The organism is Citrobacter tructae, assembly GCF_004684345.1.
GTDB lineage: Bacteria > Pseudomonadota > Gammaproteobacteria > Enterobacterales > Enterobacteriaceae > Citrobacter > Citrobacter tructae.
Map to the genome: position 1 here is coordinate 2,514,296 of NZ_CP038469.1, position 22,094 is coordinate 2,536,389.

Below are 22,094 nucleotides of genomic sequence, written 5' to 3' on the forward strand. Positions count from 1 at the left end.
GTGATATTAACATCATAAATAAGACTAAAAAAACCAACAAATTCAAAGCGATAAACCAGTAATAGAATCATTAATAAAAAAAGTTACCCACTCCGTTTAAATAATATTAAACAAGTTCATAATCAATTCATAAAATCATGAAAAAAATACAAATACATTCAGAAAATAAATGTTATTTGTAAAATCACTGTTTACACTTTAATAATTTATTACATCTATTTTTCTATTTTAGCAACCCGTGCTAAATTGCCCGCCGCAATAAACATTGCAGAGTAATTATTATTGTTGTTTATGTATTAAATGGAGAATTCTAATGAATAAAAAGCTTTTGGCAGTCGTTCTGGCAGCGTCCTTTTTTTCTGCTGGTAATGCAATGGCTGTGGATGGTGGTGAAATCAATATCAACGGTCTGGTTTCTGATGAAACCTGCCCGGCAACCGTTAACGGTGGCAGCAACGACGTTAACATCACCCTGAAAACCGCGAAACCAACTGACATTGTAGCGCTGAATGACAAAGCGCTGGGTGCATACCCGGCAGCAATCAGCATCTCAGTAAACTGCTCCAATGCAGCCGCAAATAAAACGGCAACAATGAGCTTTACCTCTACTTTCCACAGTTCCACCCAGGGCACTCTGGAAAACGACAACTCCATCAGCGGCCCAGCTAAAGGTGTCAACATCGCACTTCACGATGTCTCCGCCGCCACCCCGGCACTGGTTAAAGTGAACGATCCTTCAAGCAAAATCTCTTCTGCTATCAATTCAACCAGCCATATCGCCAACTTCAGCTATATGGCGTCCTATGTGAAATCTTCATCGACCGCAACCGTCACCAGCGGCCCGGTGAAAACCAACGCAACCTATACCCTGACTTATCAGTAATAGCGTTACCGTTGTAAAAATCACAAGGGGATGTGTTTACATCCCCTGTTTCAGGATTTAGAGGTGTTTCAGGGAGAGATAACATGTTGAGTTATAACAAGACTATCGCAGCTATCGTCGTCGGTGCAACGCTTACGGCATTCAGCCCCATAACCCAGGCCGATATCGTTATCAACGGCACGCGCATCATCTATAAAGAAAGCGACAAAAAGATCTCTGCTCGTCTGGAAAATAAGGGTTCTCGCCCGTTGCTGGTGCAGTCCTGGCTTGATACCGGTGATGACAATGTAGACCCGGCCTTGATCAAAGTCCCGTTTAACGCGACCCCACCGGTCTCACGCATAGACCCGAAAAAAGGCCAAACCGTTACCATCACCTATACCGGTACGCAGGCATTACCGAAAGACAGAGAAAGCGTGTACTGGTTTAACGTGCTGGAAGTCCCACCCAAAATGCAGGCAAAAGAAGCTGAAAATAAAAACGTCCTGCAACTGGCTTTCCGTACCCGTATCAAACTGTTCTATCGCCCTGATGGATTAGCAGGTGAGCACTTCAAAGCACCAGATCAATTAACCTGGCGCTGGAATGGCAATAAAATAAAAGTGACGAACCCAACGCCTTATTACGTTTCCTTCTCGTCTGTCGATATACAGTCGGGAAATAAAAAATATAACGTAGACGCCACAATGGTTGCGCCAAAAAGCGATACCGAATTTACGGTACAGGGTCTGAACAATTCCCTTGGCGGCGCTAAATTACACTATTCAGCCATTAGTGATTACGGCAGTGAAATAAAAGGCGAAGCTAATATGTAATCTCACGGATTACATTATTCTCTGGGTAAATGTCTTGAATTAATTATTGACTGAATGATTACAGCGTCGAGCATAAGAAAAAACAGATGACTCATTGTAAACTGACACGGATTGCCGTTATTTTTGCCTGCATTTATGGCCACGCCGCCAATGCGGCAGAAAGTATTGAATACGATCCCAGCTTCCTGATGGGGAGTTCTGCCCGGGGGATTGACCTGTCGCGCTACGCCGAGGGTAACCCTGCTATGCCCGGCAGCTATGACGTGAAAGTCTACGTCAATGAAAATGCCGCAACGAGCATGACCGTAGAGCTTATTGATACGGGTAAGAAAAGTGCCGACGCCTGTATTTCCCGTAAAATGCTTAGTCAGTTGCATATTAAGCAGCCGGAGCTTAAAGACGGGGAAGCGGTATTACGCAAAGGCGAAGCGGAAGCAGATGATTGTCTCGATCTGGCGCGGGCGATCCCGCAATCAGAAGTCTATTTCGATACTAACGATCAGAAGCTGGATATCACGGTTCCGCAGATCTGGATCCTCAGTAATTACCAGGGATATATCGACCCATCGTTATGGGAAGACGGCATCAGTGCCGCCATGTTGTCCTACCGTATGAACGGCTGGCGCAACACGAGCCAGGGTAATGAAACTCAGTCGTTCTATACTGCGCTAAACGCGGGGATTAACCTCGGGAACTGGCATTTCAGAAGCAACGGCAACTATAGCTGGCAGCAGGATGTCGGCGGTAATTTTGATATCCAGAACAGTTATATGCAGCGCGAACTGCCATTTATTCGTTCTCAACTCGTGGTCGGGGAAACCTACACCACCGGGGAAACCTTCGACTCTGTCGGCATTAAAGGCGCACGCCTGTACAGCGACGACCGCATGTTACCGCCTTCCATGACCAGTTTTGCCCCAGTGATCCGCGGCGTAGCGAACAGTAACGCCAAAGTCACCATCACCCAGGGCGGCTATAAAATTTACGAAGGAACCGTACCGCCTGGCGAATTCGCCATTGATGACATTATGCCCTCTGGCTACGGTAACGATCTGGTGGTCACCATTGAAGAAGCCGACGGTTCACGCCGGACGTTCTCACAGCCGTTCTCCTCGGTTATGCAAATGCTACGTCCGGGAATCGGGCGTTGGGATCTCAGCGGCGGGCAGATCGATCGCGACGATTTGCACGAAGACTATAACTTGCTGCAAGGGTCATTCTACTACGGTATCAACAACACCTTTACCGGCTATACGGGTATCCAGCTCACCGATGCCGACTTTATGGCCGTGCTGCTGGGGCTGGGCGTAAACACCAGCATCGGCGCAGTATCGCTGGACGTCACTCAGTCGCAGGCGAGTATCTACAACGATCAAACCTACACCGGGCAAAGCTATCGTATTTCGTGGAACAAAATGTTCAGTGCCACCAATACCTCGCTAAACCTGGCCGCCTATCGCTATTCCACCAGTAACTACCTGGGGTTGAACGATGCCCTGACGTTACAGGATGATGCCAGACACAGCTCTCCCGACGAGCAGCGCACGATGGGGAATTATCAGCGTGCCCGCAATCAGTTCACCGTCAGTCTCAACCAGCCGTTGCTTTTCGAAGAGGTCGATTACGGCTCGTTTTATCTTAATGGTAGCTGGACGGATTACTGGAGCGGAACCCATAGCCAAAGCACGTACTCCATGGGCTACAGCAAAGGGACGAGCTGGGGAACCTGGAGCGCCACGGTACAACGCACCTGGAACGAAGACGGAGAGCAGGATGACAGTTTCTACCTGAGCTTCAGCATTCCGCTGGAAAATTTACTGGGCGGTAAACGTCGCGAAAGCGGCTTCAAGTATCTCGACAGCCGTATGAGCACTGACTTTAACGGCAGCCATCGTTTGAGCGCCAGCGCCAACGGCAGCAGCGGCGATGGGAAATATAACTACAGCGTGAATACCAATTACGCCACCAATAAGCAGAGTTCCAATCTGGCGGATATTGGCGGTTATCTCAGCTATGAATCGCAATGGGGTACATGGTCTGGCTCAGCATCGGCTGACACTGACCACACCCGTCAGATGTCGCTCAGCACCGATGGCGGCTTCGTCCTGCACGGTGGCGGGCTGACATATACCAATCACAGCTTTAGCGATACCGATACGCTTGTCCTGGTGAAAGCCCCCGGGGCGCATGGCGCACGAATCAACTACAGCAGTAACACCATTGACCGCTGGGGTTATGGCGTCGCCACGTCCGCCTCGCCGTACCGTGAAAACAACATCACGCTCGATATTCAGGAGCTGGAAAACGACGTAGAGCTTAAGAGCACCAGCTCACAAACGGTTCCGCGCTACGGGGCAATTACCATGACCAATTTCGAAACCGATCAGGGCCGCTCGGCGATGATCACGATGCGTCGTAGCGATGGCGAACCTCTGCCATTTGCCGCAACTATCACCAATGATCAAGGGCAGTCTCTGGGCTACATCGGCCAGAACAACCAGGCCTTTGTGCGCGGTATCGAAGATAACGGCGTGTTGCGGGTGAACTGGTCCGATAAGGACAACGTTTCACAGCACTGCATCGCGCGCTATCAGGTTCCGGCATCCGCTGCTGACCAGCGCGGGAACCAGACCCTGTCACTGGATAACGTACTCTGTACGGTATCTGCAACTCACTAAAATCCGCGAGATATGGATAACCTATGACACGGAAAAATATTCCTCTGGCACTCGCCATGCTGACGCTCTCAGCCTCGGCACTGGCCGTTGATGTCAACGTTAAATTCAGGGCCGATATTATACAGCCGACCTGTGATATCAAACTGGAAGGAACCGGTACTTCTAAAACAGGTACTGATGCCTATAAGCTGGTCATTCCTGATATCAGGCTGGACCAGTTACGCGCGAAAAGCGCCGAAACGGTAGGTGAATTTACCTTAAAAACGGAAAACTGTACGGGCAGCCCGAGCAAAATCGTTTCTACCATCATGGCTGAGAAAAAAACCGGTGTCGCGGGGATGAACCTGGCGATCCCTCTCGCAACTGGGGCAGGGTTAACGGGCAGTATCGGTGTCGGTTTCCGTCGGGCCAGTACGTCAACTGACACATTTTTTAAAGTCCAGAACGATGAAAAAATCACGTGGACTGCCAATGAAATCACCAAGGATGGGTTAAAACTGGCTGCCGTAATGCGAGAAACCCAGACTGATAAGGGCACAATCGGTGATTTCAGCGCCAAAGTCACGTTTAACTTCACCTATGAATAACGGGGTAGCACAATGAAAAAAACAACTTTAGCCTGCTACGTCGTCAGCGCCATGGCATGCTTCAGCATTGGGATGAATACCGCCAATGCCACCACGGATTCCCTGGATCTTACCGTCGTGACAAAAGTCACAGCGGGAACCTGTAGCGCCGAACTACAAGAAAACTCAAAGACAGTTACCGACATTGATTTTCAGGATGTTTTCATCCCGGAAGTGATCAGCGGAAACAAAGCAAAATCATTCAATCTGATACTCAGCAACTGCGCAGCAACGCCCAGCGCTGAGTTGACATTGAAACCGGCCAGTGGTTCAACCTGTGATGGTGCAGCAGGCGCGGGAGAAGCATTTGCCAACTCCTCCGTTGCAACCCCGAAAGCAGCAGCGGTCGCCGTTGAAGTCTGGGGGTCAGCAACCCCTAAAAGCGGCACACAACTGAAGTGTAAATCCGCCAACGCGTTCCCTGTCACGATAGTCGGCAAAAGCGTGACCGTGCCGCTCAGCGCACGGCTAATCCGCGATAGCGGTAAGGCTGACACGGACGTCACTGCCGGTGAGTTTTCCAGCCAGGCAGTATTTGATATTACCTATAAGTGATTTACAGCGCAGCCTGTGTAAAAGGGACGTTATGAAAAAGCACGGTTTATCTACCACTCTTATCATTGGTGCTGCGCTATTTAGCGCCAGTACATTGGCTGATGTGAGTGTCGACTTTAACGCAAAAGTGCTGAGCACCACCTGCACGATATCCGTTAGCAACAACGGGACGGTCGATTTAGGTACGGTGAGCCTGGGTTATTTCGCCAGCGGCATTACGGCGGAGCAATATTTTTCTGGGGGTCAGGAATTCTTTATCAATTTGTATAACTGTACCGGGAGTGCCCCAACAGGGACCACAAATTTGCATCTGGATTTCAAACCTAAAAACGGCGCTTTTGCAGCAGGCTCGCAACAAGTTTTTCCGAATGAGGAAAGTAATGGCGCCAAAAATGTTGGCGTGGTGATTTTTTCAACGCACGATCGCAGCAATATGTTTAACGTCTGGTCTCCAGCGGGTATTTCACGGTCGACATATACGGTTAATGCACAGAGTATGAATAACTCAACCTGGGCTTTTTATACCCGAATGCAAAAAATTGATAATATTGCCTCTGTCACTGCCGGAAAAGTGGCAACCAGTGTACTGGTAGATACCTGGTACGATTAATTCAATGGAATGAAAGATAAAGAGTGGATTCAGATGATCATAAAAAAAATGGGTAAATTAGCCACAGGAATCGTGTTATTACTGGGTACAAGTCTCGCGTCTTCTTCTTGGGCGGGTTCACAGATTTACTATGGCAAAAATAGCGATGATGAAAATACCCATCTTTTTATTTTTCCTCATGGCTCAGTGCCTGCCTCTGCCGGGAAAGTAACCGGTGGGATTATCAAACCGTTAGGTGTTACGCTGCTATCAAGCTCTTCATCTGGCTCGGTTCACTGCAAGGACCTCCCTGTATTGCCATTAAATCAAACCGACTCTGAAATTTACCACAACCTAATTAATTCAGGTAAATCATATGATGGCAAACCTTTATTTGAAACATCGATTGAAGGCATCTACATAACGGTCGAAGTCCTTAATTACAGTAGCCCAGGTATGGAATTTACCCCTTCATCGTTTACCCTTCCAGCAACAGGGAACATTATTATCGCTGGTAAAATTACCGATGCGTCACAGTGTAAGGCTGATCAACCGATCAGTTTTCAGGTCAGAACCACATATTACCTTGCTGATAACTACGTTCCCGCTATATACGATGGTACCGTCTCCGAAGCCTATAATCCATTCATGGCAAATATCATTCGAAATGACACTCTTAAGACCCGTGGCTTTGGCAGTACAAATGCCCCCGGCTTTAGTGTCAGAGCCTCAACGCAAGGGCTAGGGTATTATCTGACCGTTGAGTTTAACTCAATTGCCCTGATGGTCACTGCCCCAACCTGTTATACCAATACCATTGCGGGTACAAATGTTAAAGGCAACACCGTCGATTTCGGCAATGTTTTAACCACGGATATTAGTAACGGGACCAGTAATTCCAAACGTCAGTTCCAGATAGCATTAAAAGACTGTGTGGGTATTGGACACATAGTAACGAAACTGTCCACCACAAAAACCGGGAACAGCGTCAGGATATTGGGCAACCAGCAGACATACAATGCAGCCGGAGGAATTGGGGTAAAAATTACCGGCTTGAACGATTTCGTGACCGGTCAAGTGGAACAGCTTTATCCTAACAATCCATATTCCGTTTATACAGAATATGAGTCGGCGACAAACTCTGACGGTTGGACTGACATTAATGCCAGCGATGTGACGCACCCTGGGGTCGAACATACCCTGAGTTTCGAAGCGCAACTGGTTCCCGATTTCGTGCAGGATCAACCTGCCCCGGTGATCACCGCGGGTGGATTTGAAGCAACAGGTACATTCTCTATTACCTATCCCTGATTTTACTTACTGCCAGGTGCGCACTGCGCCTGGCAGATAGCGGTATGTGCAACATAACCACACTGATAAATTAATAAATTAATAAATTATAACTCTATATCATTTCTATTATATTAATAAATGATGTTAGCTACGCAAAAGGGAACCAGCATTATGCTGATTAAATCTTACTATCACTAAATATCAAATACTCATGCAATGAGTGTCTGAAATGGAGTGCGTATGAAAACTACTCTACAATTTATTATTTTTACCATTCTTATCTTTATTAATTCCGTCTGTAACGCAACCGTCGATTTTATTGTTGGCGCAGGACCTGACGGTGTACCGCCGGAGAGAGATGGCCGCGCAAGTTTCCAGTATTCTGGGAGCAGTAATAACCTCGTATTTTACCACCCAACTCAACTCGGTCCGACTGGGGTACAATTACGCTGGCCTAATCAAGATACCCATGACAGTGGCAGTGTATATTGTACAGCACATTCCAGTGCTACTGGTGGCCCTATCACCGTCAGAAATAAAATGGTTGATTCAGGACTCGTTTACGGGGGGCATAAATTATTCAAAACATCCGTTACAGGACTGTATTATACATTAAAAATATCAACTATATGGACAGCTTATAATACAACCGCTGACGTCCCAGATATATTTATAGGGGACGCATCAACACAAACTTTCCACTTTAGATTCCATGACGCTGATCTGCAACGAGCCTGTGAGCAACGGGATGGCAGGTGGACTCCAAAATTTTTTAGAATAGGTGGAATTTTTCAAGACTTTACTGTTGAATTTTATTCAGATACGACATTTAACCCTACAGTCAGCCAAAAAATAACGTTACTCAGCAGCAGCGATTACCTTTACAGTTTTAAGGCCGAGAATGCGGGTGGAACGGTTCAAGGGTACAGTGGGAGTATCTTTTTTAACTTTAATTTAGCGAATGTTACCTTATCACTTCCGACCTGTTTTTCCTCAGTTGTTACAGGAAAAACAGCCAAGGGAACGACTGTTGAACTTGGCAGCTATACAACCGGTCAGATCAAAAATGGTGCAACTCCAGTACCTTTTCAAATAGCCCTACAAAACTGTATTCGTGTGCAAAATATTGAAACCAAAATGTCCTCTGGAAACATTGGGGTGCAAAACAAAAAATTAATCACTAATACGTTGACAGGCGCCAATGCCGCAGAAGGCGTCGGTGTTCTGATCGAAGGGCTAAAAAACCGTGTGAGTGAAAAAATGGTTCTCGAACCTAACGTGGGAACCTCTGTGTATAAAGCATATGAAGATGAAATTGATACTTCAGGTGGCATCTACCCAGGCAAAGGCCAAGGAACAACACAGGTGCTTGAGTTTCAGGCAACATTGCAACAAGACGGTAACGCGACTATCAAGGGAGGCGCTTTCGAGGCCACCAGCAGATTCCAGATAACTTATCCTTGATAGACAGATCAGATTGCTGGAAAAGTGTTCGTTGTTACATGCCGGATGCGACGCGAACGCTTTATCCAGCCTATAAAATTGTGAAAAAATTCAATAAATTGTGATGCGCCATGTAAGCCTGATAAGCGTAGCGCATCAGGCAATTTTGCATTCGTCATCAGTCTCAGCTCATATCATCAGTTAACTGGTGATATGAGCGTACCGAAATGATTGCCCCACCCGATATGGCTGCTAGAATGCCAATAATTGCACCTTAGCCATCAGGATACGTTATGAAACCGACGACTATTTCGCAGCTTCAGAAATACAAGCAGGAAAAAAAACGCTTCGCAACCATTACCGCGTACGACTACAGCTTCGCCAAATTGTTTGCCGATGAAGGGCTCAATGTCATGCTGGTCGGTGACTCGCTGGGGATGACAGTGCAGGGGCACGACTCTACCCTACCGGTCACCGTTGAAGATATCGCCTATCACACCGCCGCTGTCCGTCGCGGTGCGCCAAACGCCCTGCTGCTGGCTGACCTGCCTTTTATGGCTTATGCCACGCCGGAGCAGGCATTTGAAAATGCCGCAATTGTGATGCGTGCGGGCGCGAACATGGTCAAAATCGAAGGCGGTGAGTGGCTTGCCGACACAGTCAAAATGCTTGCCGAACGTGCTGTGCCGGTGTGTGGCCATCTGGGGTTAACCCCGCAGTCGGTCAACGTCTTTGGTGGTTATAAAGTGCAAGGGCGTGGCAATGCAGGCGACCAGTTGCTGAGCGACGCGCTGGCACTGGAAGCCGCAGGCGCGCAACTGATCGTGCTGGAATGCGTGCCGGTTGAACTGGCGAAACGCGTCACTGAAGCGCTCTCTATTCCGGTAATCGGCATTGGTGCTGGCAACGTCACTGACGGGCAAATCCTCGTCATGCATGACGCCTTCGGTATTACCGGCGGGCATATCCCGAAATTCGCCAAAAATTTCCTCGCGGAAGCGGGCGACATCCGCGCCGCCGTGCGGCAGTATATGGCTGAAGTCGAGTCCGGCGTCTACCCGGGCGAAGAACACAGTTTCCATTAAGGAGTCTTGTTGTGCTTATTATCGAAACCTTGCCGCTGCTGCGTCAGCATATCCGTCGTCTGCGTATGGAAGGCCAGCGCGTTGCGCTGGTGCCGACGATGGGCAATCTGCACGACGGTCATATGAAGTTGGTCGACGAAGCGAAAGCGCGTGCGGACGTGGTGATCGTCAGCATTTTCGTCAACCCAATGCAGTTTGACCGCCCGGAAGATCTGGTGCGTTATCCGCGAACGCTGCAAGAAGATTGCGAAAAGCTGAACAAACGCAAAGTTGATTTTGTCTTTGCTCCGGCAGTGCAAGATATCTACCCGCAAGGGACAGATACCCAAACCTATGTAGAAGTTCCTGGGCTATCCACCATGCTGGAAGGCGCAAGCCGTCCTGGACACTTCCGCGGTGTTGCCACCATCGTCAGCAAACTGTTCAACCTGATCCAGCCGGATATCGCCTGCTTTGGTGAGAAGGATTTTCAGCAACTGGCACTGATCCGCAAAATGGTTGCCGATCTGGGCTACGACATTGAAATCGTCGGCGTTCCGATTATCCGCGCTAAAGACGGTTTAGCCCTCAGCTCACGTAACGGATACCTAACGGCAGAACAGCGTAAAATCGCCCCTGGCTTATTCAGCGTCATGAGCAGCATGGGTGAAAAATTACAGGCTGGTGAGCGTGACCAGGAAGAAATAATTGCCATTGCCGAGCAAGAACTGAATGAAAAAGGTTTCCGTGCCGACGATATTCAGATTCGCGACGCCGATACGCTGCTCGCTCTGACCGACACCAGCAAACGCGCAGTGATTCTGGTTGCCGCATGGCTGGGCCAGGCGCGTCTGATCGACAATAAAAGCGTTGAGCTTGCCTGATATTTTAAGCAATACCGGCAAATGCCGGTATTCATCATCAGCATCCTCCGCCCCAAAAAACATTCAAAATATCTATATTTTTATTTTTTCTACATTGTAAATTAAATTTCAGTGTCAGCACTTTTATTGCTCAAAACATATTTAAATGATATATTTTTAAGCTAAATATAATATTATATTGCCACAGCTATTTTCATTATTACTCAATACCTTTTTATTATTACACCCGCTATCAAGGATATATTAAGATGGATACGCAAAGAATAAAATTAGGACTTCTCTCTTCTGCAATTGGATTACTATTATCAGCACAGGCTTTCGCAGCCGATGTTGTCGTCACCGATGCAGGAAAGGTGCACTTTAAAGGCAATGTTGTTGACTCTCCTTGCGTTGTTTCTGCTGGCGATCAAGGTGCGGATTTAACCGTGATGCTGTCAGATGTCGCATTAACCCAATTCTATGGTGCCAGTTCTTCAACCAGCGCAGGTGTTGCAGGAAACCATAAAGAAACGTTTACCATTAATATGGAAAAGTGCAGCTCTGCTGACGTACAAAATATTACCTTTACCTTTAAAGGCACGCCAGATACTAAGGACCCCACCGTACTGAAAAACACCAGCATCGCGACACCTGCGGCGGTTGATGTGGGCATTGCCATCTTTGACGGCGCAACCAAACTCTCTCTCGGCACAGCCAGCGGTGTGCTGACTATTCCAGCTGGGGAAACCACAGGCCATAAAGATTTTCAGGCCGATTATTACACCACTGGAACTGGCGTGACTAAAGGGGCGGTTGACGCCGTAGCCACATTCGACGTCACATTCAGCTAATACAACCAAGCGAGATATACGTATTTATGCCAATTTTCCGGTAGTGCGATGTTTATTTACCAACATGGACAGGTAAGAAACATTTTTATATTCCGAAACAATTGTATAACAGCGCTATATCTCGTTTACTCACTGTCTATGGAATGGACATCCTATGATGCGGCAATTTTTAGACTTTATAACAAAAATATTTCTTAACGTTACATTACTTATTCTCGTAATATCTTTTTATTGTACCCAAGCCTACGCCGAAAACGGCGGCGTAGGTTTAAGCCACTCCCGAATCATTTTCTCTATCAATGAGAAGCAAGCAACGCTGGGAGTGCATAATAGTCATCAGAAAAGCCATTTTCTTGTTCAGTCATGGGTGGAAAATTTTCAACAAAAAAAGGTCAACGATTTCATCGTTACGCCACCGCTGTTTGTGATCAAACCGAAAAGCGAAAATACGCTACGCATCGTGCCAACGAGCAATGCTCTGCCGACCGATAGAGAGACATTGTATTGGCTCAACGTAAAAGCAATTCCGTCTTCTGAAGAAGATAAAAGTAGTAATACGTTAAAGATTGCGATCCAAAACCGCATTCGCCTGCTGGTTCGACCGGCGGACCTTCCCGTCACTCCCGGTGCAGCACCCAAAATGATGCGCTTTAAACGCGTGGGAAACTCGTTGGTTATCACCAACCCCAGCCCTTATTACATTAGCCTGGTCAACATTCAGGTCGGCACGACCAAGCTGGATAATCTGACCATTGCGCCAAAACAGGACACCGCTATCCCACTTCCAGCCAATGCTCAGGGAAATTTGTCACTGCAAACCGTTGATGATTACGGCTCGCAGATGCCAGTCATCCGGGGCGATCTATGAATCATTCGAAGGGGATCAGGCGTGATTATCTCTGCGAAGCAGCACGCCAGTCACTTTCCTTTTTTTTGCTGGCGTACTGCGCTATTCCAGCAGCAAGCCAGGCGGAGTCGCTGCACTTCGATCCTGCATTTTTATCTGACGATCCCTCTGCCGTCGCCGCGCTGGATCAGTTCGAAAAAGGCATTAGCCAACCACCGGGGCGCTATCGGGTCGACTTGTGGCTCAACAGTCAGCGTATCGATACCCGCGACGTGGTTTTCGTACTGCGCCAGGATGCGTTAGCCCCCTGCTTTACCGAATTACAACTGAGCGAAATGGGTGTTAATGTCGGGCAACTCAGTGCATTTCACGCCAGCGAAAAAACCGGCGAATGCCTTGCCCTGACGGATGCCGTGGCGGATTCCGTTGCTGATTACAACGTCAATCAACAGACGTTGAAAATCACCATTCCACAGGCGCTGATTAAACCCAACGCCCGTGGCTATATCGCCCCGGAAAAATGGGACAACGGTATTCCCGCTTTTTTGCTTAACTATCAATATCACGGAAGTTCAGGCTACGGTGCCTGGGCGGGCGATGATGGGTTTCTTAATATACAAAGCGGGCTGAATCTTGGCCCCTGGCGTTTGCGCGATTACAGCACTTATACCTACCAGCACGGCAATGACAGCGAATCACAAGCCGACTGGCAGCATATCAGCACCGCCATCACCCGCCCCATTATTGCACTACGCAGTGCATTAACCCTTGGCGATACCTATACCGACGGTCAGATTTTTGAGAGCGTGAACCTGCGTGGCGCGCAGCTTAGCTCTGATGACAGCATGTACCCGGACAGCCAGCGCGGCTTTGCGCCAACGGTTCACGGCGTCGCGAAAAGCAATGCGCAGGTGACGGTTCGCCAGAATAGCTATGTAATTTACCAAACGTATGTCCCTGCGGGAGCGTTCGTCATTGACGACCTCTACCCAACCTCTTCCAGCGGTGACCTGGAGGTGACGGTAAAAGAGGCCGATGGCAGTGAGAATCAGTACATCGTCCCCTACGCTGCGGTGCCATATTTGCAGCGCGAAGGTCATCTGCAATACAACATGGCGGTCGGGAAATACAACAGCAACGACAGCCAGCAGGAAACGCCAACCATCGCACAAGGGCAATTTTTCTGGGGGATGCCGCTCAATACCACGCTGTACGGTGGCGCGCAGTGGAGCGAAAATTATCGCGCAGAAGCCCTTGGCTTCGGTTTTAACCTGGGAATGCTCGGCGCAATTTCGCTGGATGCCATTCATGCCGACAGCATATTGCCCGACGATTCAAAACACAGCGGAGAGTCGTACCGTTTTCTGTATTCCAAAACGCTGGAGGCAACCAACACCCATTTCCAGTTGGCAGGCTACCGCTACTCTACGAAAAATTATTACACGCTCGAAGATACCACCTGGCGTCATATGAAAGGCGACAGAAGTTCGTTTAATGAAGACGACGATGACATCCGCACACTGCAGAATACCTACGATCTGTATCAAAACCAACGCGCGCAGGTACAGCTAAATATTTCACAGTCGTTTGATGAATACGGCTCGCTCTATCTCAATGCCAACCGTCAGGATTACTGGAACAGCGATGAGAAAAATACCAGCATCCAGTTGGGCTACAGCAGTTCGCTAAAATCCATCAACTACAGCCTGAACTACAGCTATTCCCATACCAGCGGTGCAGAAGATGACCGCATTTTGTCGTTAAATATCTCCATCCCGTTGAGCCAACTCCTGGCCGGCGATACACGCTATGACCGACGTAGCAACAGCGCCTGGCTCGGCTTTAACAACAGCTCAGATAACTCGGGTCGCGTCACCAATGCCATGACGCTTTCCGGCAATCTGCTGGACGATCATACCCTGAACTACAGTCTGCAACAGGGCATCGTTAACCAGGGCGTTGGCTACAGCGGCAACGCCAGCCTCAGCTATCGCGCCGCCAAAGCACAGGCCAACGTCGCCTACAGCTATGACCGAAACAGCCAACGCGTTAACTACGGCCTACAGGGAAGTTTGCTGGCGCACGCCAACGGTATCACCCTAAGCCAATCGCTGGGCGACACCAACGTGCTGGTAAAAGCCCCAGGTGCAGAAGGCGTGGCGCTGGAAAATGCGACCGGTATTCGTACCGATAGCCGTGGCTATGCGGTGATTCCGTGGGCCACCGCCTACCGTGAGAACCGGGTTGCCCTGCGTGCGACCGATCTGGGCGATAACATCGAGGTCGACAACAACATCGCCTATGTTGTCCCGACCAAAGGGGCCATTGTACGGGCAGAATTTACCGCGCGCGTCGGCTGGCGCGGTTTAATTACGTTAATCCACGATGGCCGTTCCGTACCGTTTGGTGCGACGGTGACTCTGGATAATGACGCAGGAACCAGCATTGTCGGCGACGAGGGGCAAGTTTTTCTCGGCGGCTTGCCCGCGACAGGACAACTGCTGGCGCGATGGGGAAACGATGCAAACCAACAGTGCAAAGCCACATTCACCTTACCCATAGATAACGCTGTTCCGGTTATACAAACGCAAGCGGAGTGCCTGTAATGTCACGCCTGATACCGACCACCCTATTATTTTTCACCGCGCTAATGATGACCTGCACAGCACAGGCCTATACCGGCTGGTGTACGTCAGTAAATGGCCCAACGGATTACGATTTTTACGTCGATGTCACACTACATAGCATTAATGACACCCATGTTAACGATACCTTTTCACGCTCCTGGAATAGCAGCACCACTTACCCCGCCATGTGCGATACCACACCGGGTAGAGGTTCAGATACCGTATTTAAAGCAGATCCAGGCCCAGCCAATATTGATCTGGGTATGGCGGGGAATGAACATTATTATCTGCTGGCCAATACCGATGGATTTCTGGCCATCACAACAAATATTGCTATTGTCGATGCGGACTCAGGGTCAGGCATGTCAACTTACAACGTGCCATTTAAAGATAAAAGCAATCACATGATATCCGTCCACCAGCCGGTCAGCGGAAAAATTGAGGATTGCCCGAACTGCCAACACTGGGGTTCAGGATCAGAAGGCAATATCAAGCTTCGCGTCGAGAAACGTATTACCGCCCCACTCATTGCCATTCCTGCTGGCACACTTATCGCGACTCTGTATGCCTCACACACAGACGGTTCATACGGGCCAGACCCTATCTCTTACGTCACCATTGGCGGCACCATTTCCGTGCCACAAGGCTGCGAGCTGAACGTGGGCGATACCATCACCATTAACCTTCCCGATGCCTGGGCCAACGATTTCAAAACCGTCGGGCAAATACCAGTGAACTACACCCCCGTGGCAAAAGATATCGAAATCCACTGTTCCAACGTCGAGATGACGCAAGAGTTACAGCTAGGCTTACGCGCTACCCCCTCAACCAGCCTGCCGGATGCCATTCAATCCAGTAACGACAATATTGGCGTGATGCTCAGCGTTCAGTCCGCCAGCGCACCGGAACACATAATCAGACCGAACGATAGCACTTCGCGCATTCCGTTTTACCTGGATAAAGATAACGGCTTCGCCCACGTCATGTTGCAGGCCTGGCCGGTAAAAACCAAAGACGTTGTTCCTGCGCCGGGGCTGTTTACCGCCCGCGCCACACTTGATGTGTATTACCCGTAAGGAGGAGCAAAATGCACCATCTCTTTATCGGCATCAGCCTGATACTAGTTTCACTTTTTAGCCATGCCGAGATACTGGAAGGCAGCGTAGATATCGAAATCAGCGGCAATATTCTGGCCCGTACCTGCGATATTGCCACGGCCGATGCGACAAAAAATGTCGATCTCCACGAGCACGATCGCCGGGCATTCAGCCAGGTCGGCGATACCTCCCCCACGGAATCTTTCACTATCCAGCTTGAAAACTGCGTGGTGAAACCGAACGACACCAACAGTGTGTATATGACCTTTTCCGGGCAGCCCGCCAGCGACGCGGAACTCTTAGCCCTGAGTCACGCCGGAAACGACGGCGTGGCGGGAGGCATTGCCGTGGAGATCCTCAATAGCGGTAATCAACGCATTCCACTCAATAGCGAGCAAACCTACCCTATCAGCGCCGGAGACAATCTCTATACATTCGGGCTGCGCTATTCCGCCATCGCCGTACCGGTCACCGCCGGGGACGCCAACGCGGTACTGTATATCGACTTACGCTATGAGTAAGACCATGCCCAAAAGATTATGGCTATATCTCAGTGTTATTCTGCCGCTCAACCTGTATGCGCATGATATCGAAGTACAAATTAGCGGCAAAATTAAGGACAGCACCTGCGATATTGTGCAAACTGACCGCGATAAAGAGGTGCAGATGGGCGATTATCGCCTGCAGGATTTACTGACAACGGGCATATCAACCAACCCGATCGGTTTTACCATTGGCCTCGAAAACTGCGGCCCGGAGACCAACAACGTCAAGATTGCCTTTACCGGTAACGCCCCCACCGCCAAACCGGAACTGCTGGCGCTCGATAGCGGTTCGGTGGCGCAGTTAGGCATCCGTCTTCTCGATAAAAACAAAAACGCACTGGCGCTCAATAACACCCAGGACGGCGGCGTGTCTTATCCGCTTCAGCCGGGGCAAGCGGCTTATTCACTACAATTTTATGCACAATACGTTGTGCTCACCACGCCAGTTCCCGCTGGCCCCGCCAACGCCACAGCGAACCTGATTTTGACATGGCCATGATGCGCAACCTGATTTTACTGCTCGCCGCACTGATACTCCCCGTTACCGCCACAGCGGGCGTGGTGGTCGGCGGGTTACGCTTTATCTACCCACAAAGGGCAAAAAGCCTGAGCGTATCATTACGCAATACCGCCAACGCACCGTATCTGGTACAAAGCAAAATTCTGCCGGACGACGCGCAGGACAGCCCCGGATTACTCACTTCCACGCCCAAACTGGCAAAAGTGCCCTTTATCGTAACGCCGCCGCTGTTCCTGATGCCTGGGCAAAACGAACATCAGCTCCGCATTATCGCCACGGGAAACATCCCGCAAGACCGGGAAAGCCTATTCTGGCTGAGCGTTTCGGCGATTCCATCGGTAAACGATGCAGAAAAATCCAGGGTGTTAATCGCCTTTCGCCAGCAGGTCAAACTGATCTGGCGGCCTGATGCACTGGCGGAAAAACAAGGGGAATTACGCTGGCAGCGTCACCAGCGTGACGTCATCGTCAGCAACGACAGCGCCTGGTATGTCACGCTGGCGGGAATGCAAATCAACGGCAAAGCGCTGACGGGCGGGATGGTTCCTCCATTTTCTCGTCGGCAACAGCCCTGGTGCCCAGCCACAGGGAAATGCACGATATCCTGGCAAGATATGGATGATATGGGGCAAAAAAAAACCGCGCGAGCATGTCACCTTATAAAGCACGTTCTCATATGGACAGGTTAGATAAATCGGGCAATACTGCCTGCGAAATTTCTCAAAGCAGGCCGCGTTGCCTGCGTCGTTATCGTAAAGGTTTAAAGGTAGACGTTATGATTCGCACCATGCTGCAAGGCAAGCTTCACCGCGTGAAGGTCACGCAGGCGGACCTGCATTACGAAGGCTCCTGTGCCATTGACCAAGACTTTCTCGATGCTTCCGGTATTCTGGAAAACGAAGCTATTGATATCTGGAACGTGACTAACGGTAAACGTTTCTCGACCTACGCAATTGCGGCTGAACGCGGCTCGAAAATTATCTCAGTGAACGGTGCTGCAGCGCACTGCGCTGAGGTTGGCGATATCGTGATTATCGCCAGCTTCGTGACCATGTCTGACGAAGAAGCTCGCAACTGGCGCCCGAAAGTGGCCTACTTTGAGGGTGACAATGAAATGAAACGTACCGCGAAGGCCATTCCTGTACAGGTTGCCTGATTTTGTGTACAGAACTATCCCTGCGGCTGGTTGCTGACCAGCCGCGACATGGTTTCCAACGAATCCGTCCTCAGTATATACAGCCGTTTTAGCAACATCGGATTATCTCCCGGCTTCACTTTCCCTTTCACCGTGGTTACAGCCATGTGGAATCCTGCATCATTCGCCGCCTTCACCGCCATGGCGTTATAACCACCAAACGGGTAAGAAAGGTACAACACATGCGGATTAAACTGGGTCAATGCCCGACGCGAACGCTGAAAATCAAACAGAATATTATGATAACTACGGCTGAGCAGAATGGGCCGGTGATGACCATCTACTCGATGTAAAAAATGGGTATGAGACTGGAAGTCAAACACATCCCTGACCTCATTCAGTTCAGAGATACTCATAAACTGTAGAGATTTCGGGTCCCACTTCTGTGGATGGCCCTTAATGCGTGACGAGATAATAAATGCTGTCGCTTTCATACCATACTGTTTCAGTACCGGATACGCATAGCGGTTCACCGACTTCAGACCATCATCAAAAGTGATCACTACCGCCCGCGCAGGCAAATTAGCGCGGTTATGTATGTAGTCTTCTAATTGGTACATCGTCAGCGTGGTATAGCCCCTATCCCGCAGCCAGGTCATCTGGTTACTGAAGGCTCGTACGGAAGTGGTGGTCGAGGTATGACGAAAACGAGTGTTCTCTTCATCACGCAGAATGTGGTGATACGTTAGCACCGGGATCCCGTTATCGGTCTGAGCATCTAAGGCACTGATATAAGCCAGTCGGTCGCCAATACGGATTTGAAACCAAGTCTGGTTCAGCCTGTCTTTCAACTTGTTAATAATGGGATAGCGCAGATTGTCCGCCAGGACACCAAACGGCGCGCTTCCGGCATCAGGGGCGTTGTAGACAGGCGTATCTTTCCAGGTCATCAGATTCTGATTACTCAGCGGCTTATTGAGATCGCCCAACCCATCTTCGACCTTCTGCCGTCCCTGCACGCGCTCCAGATGGCCTTTATCGATAAACCCCTTACCGAAGCCAAAGGTAAACGCGTAATAATCTTCACCACCTGGGAGAACCGAGAGGATCTGGCCCGCGCGAATATTTCCTACCGTCACCATTTTATTGCCAATCTGCGCCCAAACGGCAGCATCTTCGGTGGTTTGCATATAACGCGCAGGCAAAGCTGCAGCAGCAAAACCAGAAAACAGGAACAACAGAATGAGCAGAACACGCATAACCATATGGGATAACCGAGGTGAAAAACCTCGGCTATTGTAGCAAAAGCATCATCAATACCAATGCCTAATACTCATACAAATCATGCTTCAACACAAAGGGGGGATTTTTCTGTTGTTGATGCCAGAGGCTGGTGACATCGGGGCCTCCGAGGGAAACAATCCGATCGCGAAACGCCGTACTGCTCATCGATTCTCGCGACAAAAGCATTCGCTCAAGCAATGGATAAGTCACGCCGGAGATCACTTCACATTGAGAATGTTTATGGCTCATCAGCGACGCGACGCGGTATGGCGCAGAACCAGAAATATCCGTCAGGAATATCACGCCATCACCAGAATCTGTCGAGTGCAGAGCATCACACATCATCCGGCTTAACATATTCGCGCTTAGCCCACGCCAAAAACTTACCGCCCGACATTGCGCCTGCGGGCCGAACTTTTTTTCCAGACGATGCAGCATATCCTGTGCCGTATCGTCATGACAGGTAATCACCCAACCTAACATTGCCTACCTCCTTAGCAGGCAAGTAGTTTATCAATGTGATAAATACATAACGGTGATAAACATCAAAAGTCTTCCTCTCCCGGCCAGGAAGAGGAAGCAATAATCAGCTGCGTAATCCACGTCCGCGCTGAATCAGATACCAGCACAGTAAATAAAATGCAGCAATAAACACCACCAGCACACCAAACGTCGTGATCAGCGGCACATCATGAATGCCGAGGAAGCCGTAGCGGAAGCCGCTGATCATGTAGACAATCGGGTTCAGGTGCGACAGTCCCTGCCAGAACGGCGGCAGCAGCGTTAACGAATAGAAAACGCCACCCAGGTAGGTCAGCGGCGTCAGCACAAAGGTCGGGATCAGGCTGATATCGTCAAAGGTTTTGGCAAAGACGGCATTCAACAACCCAGCCAGCGAGAACAGAACCGATGTCAGCACCAGCGTGAGCGCCACAAAGACCCACGAGTGCACCTGAAACGGAACAAAAAACAGTGAGATAGCAGTCACCAGTATGCCTACGCATAGCCCGCGTGCGACGCCACCACCGACAAAGCCGGTAATAATGACGTGCGTGGGTACCGGTGCAACCAGCAGTTCTTCAATGTTGCGTTGAAACTTGGCGCTGAAGAATGACGACGCCACGTTGGCGTAGGAGTTAGTGATTACCGCCATCATAATCAGCCCCGGCACGATAAACTGCATGTAGCTAAATCCGTGCATTTCACCGATACGCGAGCCAATCAAATTACCGAAGATAATAAAATACAGCGTCATGGTAATAACTGGAGGGACCAGAGTCTGGACCCAAATACGCATAAAGCGGTGGATCTCTTTCGCCCAGATGCTTTTCAGCGCCACCCAATAAAGCTGCATCATGCGCGATCTCCTTGTTTTTCATGCACCAGAGAAACAAACAGCTCCTCAAGTCGGTTCGCCTTGTTACGCATACTCAATACTTGAATCCCCTGGGCACTTAGCTGGGAAAACACGCTGTTCACCCCCTGTTCACGCAGCACTTCAACTTCCAGCGTGGAGGTATCAACCAGACGGTATTGATAGCCTTCCAGTTTGGGCAGCGGGCTTTTCGCCGCCAGATCGAGAATGAAAGTTTCGGATTTCAGTTTGGAGAGCAGATTTTTCATCGACGTATTTTCCACCAGCTCACCGTGCTGGATGATGCCGATATTACGGCACAGCATTTCTGCTTCTTCCAGATAGTGGGTGGTCAGAATAATCGTCGTGCCTTTGTCGTTTAAATCCTTTAAAAAGCCCCACATTGAACGACGCAGTTCGATATCCACGCCTGCCGTCGGTTCATCAAGGATCAGCAGCTTCGGCTCATGCATCAAGGCGCGCGCGATCATCAAACGGCGCTTCATGCCGCCGGACAACATACGGGCGCGTTCATTGCGTTTTTCCCACAGATCGAGCTGTTTTAAATAAATTTCACTGCGTTTTACCGCCTCTTTATGCTCAACGCCGTAATAGCCCGCCTGGTTCACCACGATCTGCTGCACGGTTTCAAACGGGTTAAAGTTAAACTCCTGCGGTACTAACCCAAGCTGGCGTTTAGCGTTAACTGTATCTTTTTCAAGATCGTATCCAAAGACGCTAACCCGCCCAGAGGATTTATTCACTAGAGAACTAATAATGCCGATGGTGGTGGACTTACCTGCGCCGTTAGGACCTAAGAGCGCATAAAAATCTCCCGCTTCGACTTGTAAATCTATGCCGCGTAGCGCCTGAACGCCACCGGGATAGGTTTTTTTAAGTTGTTGAAGTTCCAGAGCAATGGTCATGGTTTTTTACTTACCTTACGTTCTGACATTTTATATATAGTTTAATTAATGCTGGAGTTACCCTATATTAGCCCCTCGCATTTATCTGGCTTCGGGTCA

The 22,094-nt window shown here is 49.4% G+C and carries 22 protein-coding genes; 18 read left to right on the forward strand and 4 right to left on the reverse strand.

The genetic code is table 11. The annotated features are described in order from the left end of the window. Positions 1-313 precede the first annotated feature (313 nt). The 18 genes from E4Z61_RS12845 to panD all read left to right on the forward strand — a co-directional run bounded on the left by E4Z61_RS12845 (position 314) and on the right by panD (position 18,452). The gene (locus tag E4Z61_RS12845; RefSeq protein ID WP_135323108.1) at positions 314-883 is read left to right on the forward strand and encodes a fimbrial protein; all 570 of its coding nucleotides are present in this window, start codon (positions 314-316) and stop codon (positions 881-883) included. An 83-nt stretch (positions 884-966) separates the two neighbouring features. After that, the gene (locus E4Z61_RS12850) at positions 967-1,698 is read left to right on the forward strand and encodes a fimbrial chaperone (protein ID WP_135323109.1); all 732 of its coding nucleotides are present in this window, start codon (positions 967-969) and stop codon (positions 1,696-1,698) included. A gap of 86 nt (positions 1,699-1,784) precedes the next feature. Then, entirely contained in the window at positions 1,785-4,376 is a 2,592-nt protein-coding gene (locus E4Z61_RS12855) for an outer membrane usher protein (RefSeq protein WP_135323110.1), read from the forward strand. Positions 4,377-4,399: 23 nt separating this feature from the next. Beyond that, the gene (locus tag E4Z61_RS12860) at positions 4,400-4,963 is read left to right on the forward strand and encodes a fimbrial protein (RefSeq protein ID WP_105266796.1); all 564 of its coding nucleotides are present in this window, start codon (positions 4,400-4,402) and stop codon (positions 4,961-4,963) included. Positions 4,964-4,975: 12 nt separating this feature from the next. Next, entirely contained in the window at positions 4,976-5,557 is a 582-nt protein-coding gene (locus tag E4Z61_RS12865; protein WP_135323111.1) for a fimbrial protein, read from the forward strand. Next, positions 5,514-6,167 carry a fimbrial-like protein gene (locus E4Z61_RS12870; protein ID WP_240703822.1) on the forward strand — a complete coding sequence of 218 codons (654 nt, stop codon included), beginning with the start codon at positions 5,514-5,516 and terminating at the stop codon, positions 6,165-6,167. The genes E4Z61_RS12865 and E4Z61_RS12870 overlap by 44 nt, the downstream gene beginning before the upstream one ends. A 9-nt stretch (positions 6,168-6,176) precedes the next feature. Then, complete coding sequence (locus tag E4Z61_RS12875; protein ID WP_135323112.1) at positions 6,177-7,457, forward strand: fimbrial protein; 1,281 nt, start codon at positions 6,177-6,179, stop codon at positions 7,455-7,457. A 222-nt stretch (positions 7,458-7,679) separates the two neighbouring features. After that, positions 7,680-8,903 carry a fimbrial-like adhesin gene (locus E4Z61_RS12880; protein WP_135323113.1) on the forward strand — a complete coding sequence of 408 codons (1,224 nt, stop codon included), beginning with the start codon at positions 7,680-7,682 and terminating at the stop codon, positions 8,901-8,903. Positions 8,904-9,175: 272 nt separating this feature from the next. Continuing rightward, positions 9,176-9,967 carry a 3-methyl-2-oxobutanoate hydroxymethyltransferase gene (panB, locus tag E4Z61_RS12885; protein WP_135323114.1) on the forward strand — a complete coding sequence of 264 codons (792 nt, stop codon included), beginning with the start codon at positions 9,176-9,178 and terminating at the stop codon, positions 9,965-9,967. Positions 9,968-9,978: 11 nt separating this feature from the next. Beyond that, complete coding sequence (gene panC, locus E4Z61_RS12890) at positions 9,979-10,830, forward strand: pantoate--beta-alanine ligase (protein ID WP_135323115.1); 852 nt, start codon at positions 9,979-9,981, stop codon at positions 10,828-10,830. Between the two features lie 248 nt (positions 10,831-11,078). After that, positions 11,079-11,660, forward strand: a complete 582-nt coding sequence (locus tag E4Z61_RS12895; RefSeq protein ID WP_135323116.1) for a fimbrial protein — start codon at positions 11,079-11,081, stop codon at positions 11,658-11,660. Between the two features lie 154 nt (positions 11,661-11,814). Then, positions 11,815-12,528 (forward strand): fimbria/pilus periplasmic chaperone, encoded by a 714-nt coding sequence (locus E4Z61_RS12900; RefSeq protein WP_240703823.1) that lies wholly within the window; start codon positions 11,815-11,817, stop codon positions 12,526-12,528. Further along, entirely contained in the window at positions 12,525-15,113 is a 2,589-nt protein-coding gene (locus E4Z61_RS12905; protein WP_135323117.1) for a fimbrial biogenesis usher protein, read from the forward strand. Before E4Z61_RS12900 ends, E4Z61_RS12905 begins: the two co-directional genes overlap by 4 nt. Next, positions 15,113-16,210, forward strand: a complete 1,098-nt coding sequence (locus E4Z61_RS12910) for a fimbrial protein (protein ID WP_135323118.1) — start codon at positions 15,113-15,115, stop codon at positions 16,208-16,210. The genes E4Z61_RS12905 and E4Z61_RS12910 overlap by 1 nt, the downstream gene beginning before the upstream one ends. A gap of 11 nt (positions 16,211-16,221) precedes the next feature. After that, positions 16,222-16,752, forward strand: coding sequence for a fimbrial protein (locus tag E4Z61_RS12915; protein ID WP_135323119.1), 531 nt, complete (start codon positions 16,222-16,224; stop codon positions 16,750-16,752). A gap of 4 nt (positions 16,753-16,756) precedes the next feature. Continuing rightward, positions 16,757-17,275 carry a fimbrial protein gene (locus E4Z61_RS12920; protein ID WP_167817554.1) on the forward strand — a complete coding sequence of 173 codons (519 nt, stop codon included), beginning with the start codon at positions 16,757-16,759 and terminating at the stop codon, positions 17,273-17,275. After that, positions 17,266-17,985, forward strand: coding sequence for a fimbrial biogenesis chaperone (locus tag E4Z61_RS12925; RefSeq protein WP_135323121.1), 720 nt, complete (start codon positions 17,266-17,268; stop codon positions 17,983-17,985). The genes E4Z61_RS12920 and E4Z61_RS12925 overlap by 10 nt, the downstream gene beginning before the upstream one ends. Before the next feature lie 86 nt (positions 17,986-18,071). Next, positions 18,072-18,452: an aspartate 1-decarboxylase gene (panD, locus tag E4Z61_RS12930; protein ID WP_135323122.1), complete on the forward strand. Its 381-nt coding sequence runs from the start codon at positions 18,072-18,074 to the stop codon at positions 18,450-18,452. 14 nt (positions 18,453-18,466) lie between these two features. On the opposite strand, the gene E4Z61_RS12935 is transcribed toward panD, so the two are convergent. The 4 genes from E4Z61_RS12935 to E4Z61_RS12950 form a co-directional block, all read right to left on the reverse strand. After that, the gene (locus E4Z61_RS12935) at positions 18,467-19,696 is read right to left on the reverse strand and encodes a polysaccharide deacetylase family protein (RefSeq protein WP_135323123.1); all 1,230 of its coding nucleotides are present in this window, start codon (positions 19,694-19,696) and stop codon (positions 18,467-18,469) included. A gap of 61 nt (positions 19,697-19,757) precedes the next feature. Further along, the gene (locus tag E4Z61_RS12940) at positions 19,758-20,198 is read right to left on the reverse strand and encodes a PTS sugar transporter subunit IIA (RefSeq protein WP_135323124.1); all 441 of its coding nucleotides are present in this window, start codon (positions 20,196-20,198) and stop codon (positions 19,758-19,760) included. A 103-nt stretch (positions 20,199-20,301) separates the two neighbouring features. Beyond that, positions 20,302-21,072, reverse strand: coding sequence for an ABC transporter permease (locus tag E4Z61_RS12945; protein WP_135323125.1), 771 nt, complete (start codon positions 21,070-21,072; stop codon positions 20,302-20,304). Beyond that, complete coding sequence (locus E4Z61_RS12950) at positions 21,069-21,995, reverse strand: ABC transporter ATP-binding protein (protein WP_135323126.1); 927 nt, start codon at positions 21,993-21,995, stop codon at positions 21,069-21,071. The genes E4Z61_RS12945 and E4Z61_RS12950 overlap by 4 nt, the downstream gene beginning before the upstream one ends. Positions 21,996-22,094 lie beyond the last annotated feature (99 nt).

Bases quoted from the DNA above. Each gene is read 5' to 3' on its own strand.
- E4Z61_RS12845 (WP_135323108.1), top strand. From the start codon at position 314: ATGAATAAAAAGCTTTTGGCAGTCGTTCTGGCAGCGTCCTTTTTTTCT.
- E4Z61_RS12850 (WP_135323109.1), top strand. From the start codon at position 967: ATGTTGAGTTATAACAAGACTATCGCAGCTATCGTCGTCGGTGCAACG.
- E4Z61_RS12855 (WP_135323110.1), top strand. From the start codon at position 1,785: ATGACTCATTGTAAACTGACACGGATTGCCGTTATTTTTGCCTGCATT.
- E4Z61_RS12860 (WP_105266796.1), top strand. From the start codon at position 4,400: ATGACACGGAAAAATATTCCTCTGGCACTCGCCATGCTGACGCTCTCA.
- E4Z61_RS12865 (WP_135323111.1), top strand. From the start codon at position 4,976: ATGAAAAAAACAACTTTAGCCTGCTACGTCGTCAGCGCCATGGCATGC.
- E4Z61_RS12875 (WP_135323112.1), top strand. From the start codon at position 6,177: ATGAAAGATAAAGAGTGGATTCAGATGATCATAAAAAAAATGGGTAAA.
- E4Z61_RS12880 (WP_135323113.1), top strand. From the start codon at position 7,680: ATGAAAACTACTCTACAATTTATTATTTTTACCATTCTTATCTTTATT.
- panB (WP_135323114.1), top strand. From the start codon at position 9,176: ATGAAACCGACGACTATTTCGCAGCTTCAGAAATACAAGCAGGAAAAA.
- E4Z61_RS12895 (WP_135323116.1), top strand. From the start codon at position 11,079: ATGGATACGCAAAGAATAAAATTAGGACTTCTCTCTTCTGCAATTGGA.
- E4Z61_RS12900 (WP_240703823.1), top strand. From the start codon at position 11,815: ATGATGCGGCAATTTTTAGACTTTATAACAAAAATATTTCTTAACGTT.
- E4Z61_RS12905 (WP_135323117.1), top strand. From the start codon at position 12,525: ATGAATCATTCGAAGGGGATCAGGCGTGATTATCTCTGCGAAGCAGCA.
- E4Z61_RS12910 (WP_135323118.1), top strand. From the start codon at position 15,113: ATGTCACGCCTGATACCGACCACCCTATTATTTTTCACCGCGCTAATG.
- E4Z61_RS12915 (WP_135323119.1), top strand. From the start codon at position 16,222: ATGCACCATCTCTTTATCGGCATCAGCCTGATACTAGTTTCACTTTTT.
- E4Z61_RS12920 (WP_167817554.1), top strand. From the start codon at position 16,757: ATGCCCAAAAGATTATGGCTATATCTCAGTGTTATTCTGCCGCTCAAC.
- E4Z61_RS12925 (WP_135323121.1), top strand. From the start codon at position 17,266: ATGGCCATGATGCGCAACCTGATTTTACTGCTCGCCGCACTGATACTC.
- panD (WP_135323122.1), top strand. From the start codon at position 18,072: ATGATTCGCACCATGCTGCAAGGCAAGCTTCACCGCGTGAAGGTCACG.
- E4Z61_RS12935 (WP_135323123.1), bottom strand. From the start codon at position 19,696: ATGGTTATGCGTGTTCTGCTCATTCTGTTGTTCCTGTTTTCTGGTTTT.
- E4Z61_RS12940 (WP_135323124.1), bottom strand. From the start codon at position 20,198: ATGTTAGGTTGGGTGATTACCTGTCATGACGATACGGCACAGGATATG.
- E4Z61_RS12945 (WP_135323125.1), bottom strand. From the start codon at position 21,072: ATGATGCAGCTTTATTGGGTGGCGCTGAAAAGCATCTGGGCGAAAGAG.
- E4Z61_RS12950 (WP_135323126.1), bottom strand. From the start codon at position 21,995: ATGACCATTGCTCTGGAACTTCAACAACTTAAAAAAACCTATCCCGGT.